Below are 1,028 nucleotides of genomic sequence, written 5' to 3'. Positions count from 1 at the left end.
CTAGATGAGTGAGTCCTAATGGTCGTAGGCGATGAGGGATCGTTTGTTGGGTGTTCCGAGGAGCCAGTTGTGCCAGATTCCGGCGGCGAGGGCGAGTAGTCGGCCGGCGACGCGGGAGTAAAGGCCCGGGATAGTGCGTCCGCCATGGTCTTCGAGGGTGAGTTGGCCTTTGAGAGTGTCGAAGACGGACTCGACCCATTGGCGGATTCCGCCGAGTTTCCCGAAGCGTTTCTTCTCGTCCTTACGGTCCGGTCGGATCAGGTGAGCGCCGAGTTCGTCGGTGATGAACCCTTCGAACTCGCGGCCGGCGAACCCTTTGTCGCCGATGATGATTTGGCCCTGCTGGATGAGGTGTCGGTCGTGGCGCAGCATCGCCTGGGCAGCTTCGCGTTCGCCGATTTTGGGGTTGGCCAGGCCCCAGACGACGGGCATGCCATCTGGGGTGCAGACCAGATAGAGGCGGAATCCCCAGAAGTAACGGGAGTGGGAAGCGCAGTATCCGTAGCCGGCGTGTCCGGCCAGGTCGGAGCGTTTCACGGTCTCTCGGGACTTGCCGCAGGGCACCGGGGTGGAGTCGATTAGCCGCGTGATCTCGCCCCAGGACGGGGTATCCCTGCCCAGTTCTGTGATCACCGCGGAGAGCAGCCCGGTGGCTTGGCGAACGCGTTTGCCCCACCCGGATTGTTGGGGCAGATTCGGAAACATGGGCCTGAGGTACGTGTTCGCGTAGCGGATCCATTTTCGGTCCGAGGCGATGCCGAGCAGATGTTGGGCGACGACGAGGCAGAGCAGCTCAATGTCGGTCAGGGCCGGCGGGCGCCCGGGCCGCCCCCGTCTGGAAAACCCCAGCGCGGGGATGATCCGATCGTCTAGATGGACGTAAAGTGTGGTCAGGAGGGTGTTCAGATCTGTCTTCACAAACAGGGTTTAACACCCTCCGCCTTCGATTAACAGCGTCCACGCCGGGCCAGTCCGATCTGACTAGACGTGTACCGCTACCGACAATCGATTAGGACTCACTCATCTAG

General features: G+C 61.9%; 1 protein-coding gene. It reads right to left on the bottom strand.

The window, feature by feature from the left end; all coding sequences use genetic code 11:
• Positions 1 to 15: 15 nt before the first annotated feature.
• Positions 16 to 918 (bottom strand): IS982 family transposase, encoded by a 903-nt coding sequence (locus E3T37_RS02105; protein WP_134365202.1) that lies wholly within the window; start codon positions 916 to 918, stop codon positions 16 to 18.
• Between the last annotated feature and the right edge of the window lie 110 nt (positions 919 to 1,028).

It is taken from the genome of Cryobacterium sp. TMT2-10 (assembly GCF_004403075.1).
Classification (GTDB): Bacteria; Actinomycetota; Actinomycetes; order Actinomycetales; family Microbacteriaceae; genus Cryobacterium; species Cryobacterium shii.
Note: the sequence above shows the minus strand (reverse complement) of the source record. Positions and strands in the feature narration are given on the sequence as shown.